This is a genomic window from Kitasatospora sp. NPDC056800 (assembly GCF_042789775.1).
In the GTDB taxonomy this organism is placed as follows: domain Bacteria; phylum Actinomycetota; class Actinomycetes; order Streptomycetales; family Streptomycetaceae; genus Kitasatospora.
Map to the genome: position 1 here is coordinate 1 of NZ_JBHUAL010000350.1, position 4,732 is coordinate 4,732.

7 protein-coding genes are annotated in these 4,732 nt (G+C 75.2%); 6 read left to right on the forward strand and 1 reads right to left on the reverse strand.

The features are described 5' to 3' along the window. The first annotated feature begins 137 nt into the window (after nt 1-137). Together ACFRQN_RS39925 and ACFRQN_RS39930 are read left to right on the forward strand one after the other, a co-directional pair. A complete protein-coding gene (locus ACFRQN_RS39925) occupies nt 138-302 on the forward strand; it encodes a hypothetical protein (RefSeq protein ID WP_380745545.1) in 165 nt (54 codons plus the stop codon). A gap of 50 nt (nt 303-352) precedes the next feature. Further along, the gene (locus tag ACFRQN_RS39930; RefSeq protein WP_380745547.1) at nt 353-676 is read left to right on the forward strand and encodes a hypothetical protein; all 324 of its coding nucleotides are present in this window, start codon (nt 353-355) and stop codon (nt 674-676) included. 24 nt (nt 677-700) lie between these two features. Here the strand turns inward: ACFRQN_RS39930 and ACFRQN_RS39935 are convergent, their stop codons facing one another. Continuing rightward, nucleotides 701-1,639: a LysR family transcriptional regulator gene (locus ACFRQN_RS39935; RefSeq protein ID WP_380745549.1), complete on the reverse strand. Its 939-nt coding sequence runs from the start codon at nt 1,637-1,639 to the stop codon at nt 701-703. Between the two features lie 72 nt (nt 1,640-1,711). Between ACFRQN_RS39935 and ACFRQN_RS39940 the strand changes: the two genes are divergently transcribed. From ACFRQN_RS39940 to ACFRQN_RS39955, 4 genes are all read left to right on the forward strand, one after another. Further along, nucleotides 1,712-2,599, forward strand: coding sequence for an SDR family NAD(P)-dependent oxidoreductase (locus ACFRQN_RS39940; RefSeq protein WP_380745551.1), 888 nt, complete (start codon nt 1,712-1,714; stop codon nt 2,597-2,599). 40 nt (nt 2,600-2,639) lie between these two features. After that, nucleotides 2,640-3,569 carry an SDR family NAD(P)-dependent oxidoreductase gene (locus ACFRQN_RS39945; protein WP_380745553.1) on the forward strand — a complete coding sequence of 310 codons (930 nt, stop codon included), beginning with the start codon at nt 2,640-2,642 and terminating at the stop codon, nt 3,567-3,569. Between the two features lie 46 nt (nt 3,570-3,615). Then, complete coding sequence (locus ACFRQN_RS39950) at nt 3,616-4,011, forward strand: contact-dependent growth inhibition system immunity protein (protein ID WP_380745555.1); 396 nt, start codon at nt 3,616-3,618, stop codon at nt 4,009-4,011. A gap of 135 nt (nt 4,012-4,146) precedes the next feature. Beyond that, nucleotides 4,147-4,647, forward strand: coding sequence for a hypothetical protein (locus ACFRQN_RS39955; RefSeq protein ID WP_380745557.1), 501 nt, complete (start codon nt 4,147-4,149; stop codon nt 4,645-4,647). Nucleotides 4,648-4,732: the final 85 nt, after the last annotated feature.

A 4,732-nucleotide genomic window follows, 5' to 3' on the forward strand; every position in this document is an offset into this window, starting at 1 on the left:
CCCGGGGCGCGGGGCCGCGGCGGGCACTCCCCCCGCGCCGCCGGGGGGCGCCCCCCCCCCCCCCCGCCCGCCCCGCGGGGGGCGGCGCCCACCGCCGGGGCCCCCGACGGCCGTACCCCCACGCGAAGGAGCCCCCGATGACACACCACCCGGCCCCCGCCACACGCCCGCCGGCCCTGCTGCGCGCCGTACGCCACCCCGTCACCCGCTGCCTGATCGCCTGCCTGGCCGCCGCCGTCACGGCGGCCGTCACCGCCGACCCGACCCGTGGCACCCCCGCCCCCTGCCGCCCGGGCCGCTGACCACTCGCGCCCGCACTCGATCCTCCCCGCCTCAAGTACGCTCCTCAGTCGTGGACTTCACCCCCGAAGCACTCGCCGAGCTCGCGCGGGCCGGAGACGCCGCCGCACTGCGGCAGGCTCTGCCCGTAGCCCTGCCCTGGTGCACCGTCCTGCCCGACGGGGACCTCGACACCCTGATCACCGAACTGGTCGACACGGCGCGCGGCGCGGTGGCCCCGGACGACCTCGCCCCGGTGGAGCTCCTGCTCACCCAGTGGCAGCACAGCGCCGAGGTGTACGCGGACCCGGCCCTGCTCGCCGTCCTCACCCGCGAGCCCGAGGCCGACCTCGGGCCCGTCCCGCCGCCCGGGGCGGACCGACGAGCCGCGGACTGACCCGCAGACTGACGCTCGCGGGGCTCAACGGGCCTCCTGCGAACCGCCGTTCGCCTCCGCCACCGCTGCCGCGCGCAGTGCCGCCGCCAGGCGGCGGACCGGGTCGGTGGGCGGCTGCGGGAGGCGGGCCAGCAGGAGGCGCCGCACCTCCTGCGGGCCGCCGCGTACCGGCAGGACGCGTACGCCGGGCGGTGCGGCGGCGGCCATGGCGGGGGAGACGGTGGTCAGCCCGCCGCCGGCCGCCACCAGGTGCAGCTTGGCGAGCCAGTCGCGGGCGGTGTGGGCGATCTCGGGCCGTTCGTCCAGCCCCGGCCACACCCCCATCAGCCGGTCGGCCCCGGCAGACGGCCCGGCGATCCACCGTTGCCCGCGCAGGTCGGCCACGTCGACGTACTCCCCGCGGGCCAGCGGGTGCGCCGCGGGCACGGCCAGGCACAGGGCGCGCTCGGTGAGGGTCTGCAGCACCAGGGGCGGCGACTCGGTGTCCGGGGCGCGGAACGGCGGGGCCGAGGAGAGCAGGGCGAGGTCGATGCCGCCCGCCCGCAGGGCCCGCGCCAGCGTCGCCGTGCCGCCCTCGCGGCTGGTCGCCCGTACTCCCGGGGCGCTGCGCCGCAGCGCGGCGAGGGCCTGCGGGACGAGCGTGGTGCCGGCGGTCGGCACCCAGCCGAGCCGGACCGTCCCGCCCTCCTCGGGCCGGCCGGACAGTTCGCGGGCCGCCGCGTCGATCTCGTCCAGCACGACGGTCGCGTGCCGCATCACCACCCGCCCGGCGGCCGTCACCCGGACGCCCTCGCGGCGCCGTTCCAGCAGCTCCGCGCCCGCGGCCCGTTCGATCGAGGCGATCTGCCGGGACACCGCCGACTGGGTGTACCCCAGCGCCTGCGCGGCCGCCGTGAAGGTGCCCTGCTCGGCCACGGCCCGGAACACCCGCAGCGCGGTCAGCGAGACGTCCGTGAAGTCCATGACGTCTACGCATAGCAGAGGTGCGAGAGTTTCGTTGGACTCATGGAGGCGCCGGTTCCTACCGTGGTCGGTATGAGCGATCCCCGCACCGCCCTCGTCACGGGGGCCAACCAGGGCCTCGGCCGGGCCCTCGCCGAAGGCCTGGCGGCCCGCCTGCGGCCGGCCGACCTGGTCCTGCTCACCGGCCGCAGCGAGCAGCGCGTCACCGAGGCCGCCCACCAGGTCGCGCGGTCGACCGACACCCGCGGCCGCGTCGAAGGGCGGGTCCTGGACGTCACCGACACCGAGGCCCTCGCCCGCCTCGCCGACGAACTCCGGCAGCAGCACGGCGGCGTCGACATCGTCCTGTCCAACGCCGTCGCCCGGCTGCTCCCCGGCGAGTCGCAGTCCGAGCGCGCCGACGAGTTCATCGACGTCTCCAACACCGCCACCCACGCCGTGCTGCGCGACTTCGCCCCGGTGCTGCGCCCCGGCGGCCGACTGCTCGTGGTGGCCAGCAGCCTGGGCACCCTCGGCCACCTGGACCCCCGGCTGCGGCACCTGTTCGACGGCGCGACCCTCGACCAGGTGGAGTACGCCGTCGAGTCCTGGCGCGCCGCGATCCACCACGGCACCGCCGGGGAGGCGGGCTGGCCGCGCTGGCTGAACGTGCCCTCGAAGGTGGCCCAGGTGGCCGCCGTCCGGGCGGTCGCCGCCGAGCGGCGCGAGCGCGACCTCGCCGCCGGCATCCTGATCGCCTCCGTCTGCCCGGGCATGGTCGACACCGCGACCTCGCGCCCCTGGTTCGGCGACTACCGCGAGGCGCGCCCGCCCGCGGTGGCGGCCGCGGACATCCTGGACCTGGTGTTCGCAGAGCCCGTCGACCCGGCCCTGTACGGCGAACTCGTCCGCGCGGGCCGCCCGCTCGACTGGTACGGCGGCACGCCGCCGACCGAGCAGGACCGCCTGCTCGTACCGTGAGGGCGTCGACAACACCCTTTCCCCGAAGAGGAGTTCACCGATGAACGCGATCATTACGCCGTACGGCTTCGCGACCACCGCCGCCGAGGTCGCGCAGGGCGTCGACCTCACCGGCCGCCGCGCCGTGGTGACCGGCGCCGCCTCCGGCCTCGGCACGGAGACCGCCCGGGTGCTGGCCGGCACCGGCGCCGCCGTCACGCTGGCCGTCCGCGACGTGGCGGCCGGGCGGCGGGTCGCCGAGGAGATCACCGCGGCCACCGGCAACCGGGAGGTGCACGTCGGCCGGCTGGACCTCACCGACCTGGCCTCCGTCGCCGCGTTCGCGGAGGCCTGGCAGGGCCCGCTGCACATCCTGGTGAACAACGCCGGCGTGATGGCCTGCCCGGAGCGGTACACCGAGCAGGGCTGGGAGTGGCAGTTCGCCACCAACCACCTGGGGCACTTCGCCCTCGCCACCGGCCTGCACCGCGCGCTCGCCGCCGACGGCGCCGCCCGGATCGTCTCGGTCAGCTCCAGCGCCCACCAGCGGTCGCCGATCGTGTGGGACGACGTCCACTTCGCCTTCCGCCCGTACGACCCGTGGCTCGCCTACGCCCAGTCCAAGACCGCCAACGTCCTGTTCGCGGTCGAGGCGAGCCGCCGCTGGGCCGGCGACGGCATCACCGCCAACGCCCTGATGCCCGGCGCGATCCTCACCAACCTCCAGCGCCACACCGACGGCCAGGGCAGCGGGACCATCCCGCCCGAGCTGATGAAGACGGTCGCCCAGGGAGCGGCGACCTCCGTCCTGCTCGCCGTCTCACCCCTCCTGGACGGCGTCGGCGGCCGCTACTTCGCCGACTGCGACGAGGCCGAGGTGCTCGACCGCCGAGGCGTCCCGCTGCAAGGCGTCGCGCGCTACGCGCTGGACGGCGAGAACGCCCGGAGGCTCTGGGACCTGTCGGAGGAGTCGGTGAAGTCCTCCGGCTGACCGCCGCTCGGACAGCTTTCGAGAGCCGACATGGGACGATCGGCCGGTGACTCGCATCGTGGACCGTGACCGCTCGCTCGAGGAACTTGAGCACGACCGCCGGCCGGCCCCTTCGGGCGGCGAGACCCGGCTCGTGGCGACCGCGCGCGAGCTTCGGCGCCGGCCGATCGGCGGCCTGACCGTCGAAGACCTGCGGCTGCTGATCAGGCAGGACGTCGGCCTTGCCCACCTCCTGCCGCTGGCGGTGGAGGTCCTGCGGGCCGACCCGCTGGCGGCAGGCGACATGTACGAGGGCGATCTGCTGGCCGCCGTGCTCACCAGGGGCGAGGCGGTCTGGCGGGAGCGCCCCGAACTCAGGTGGGAGGTGCGCTCGATCGTCTCGGAGCTGGCCGAGGTGCCGCAGCCTCTGAAACGCGACGTCGAGGGGTTCCTGTCCTGGTAGGACCTGCTCCGCTGTGAGCCGATCATGCCCGCGAAGGTATGGCGCGATAACGGGATTGGTCTTGGAAAAGGCCGGCTCGCGGGTCATAGCGTCGAGGGAGTTCGCGCACGAGTTCACAGCGAAGGGGGACCCAGCATGGGCACCAACGGAAGCAGCAGGTACCTGACGGCCAGGAGGTTCGTCGCCGCCGCGCTGGCCACGGCCGCGATCGGATTCGCCGCCGTGGGCACCGCGGACGCCGACAGCCTGCGGAAGGGACGCGTCGAGGTGCTCGAACTCAAGGTCCAGAACGACCAGTACGAGGTGCTGGACCTCGGCCAGGCCGGGCCGAGCCTGGGCGACATGGACGTCTACTCCGGCGCCACCGTTCAGGGCGGCCGCAGCGTCGGACGCGGGGGCGGATCGTGCCAGGTCGTCCAGCTCCACGGTGGGGAGGTGACGAAGCAGTGCCTCATCACCATGGAGGTCGAGGGCGGCTCCCTGGCGATGCAGTCGCTCTGGACGAAGGGATCGAGTGCCCCGCTCGACATGGCCGTCACCGGCGGTACGGGCGCTTACGCCGGCGCGCATGGAATCGTCCGCTTCTGGGACATCGGCACGCCGGACGAGCGGGCGCGGGCCGAGATCCAGCGCTGATCGGGCCAGGGCTCCGGCCCGTCAAAGGGCAGGTGGCGTGAGGCGGGAAGGTTTGCGCGAGAAGTCGGCCAGGCCGACTTCTCGC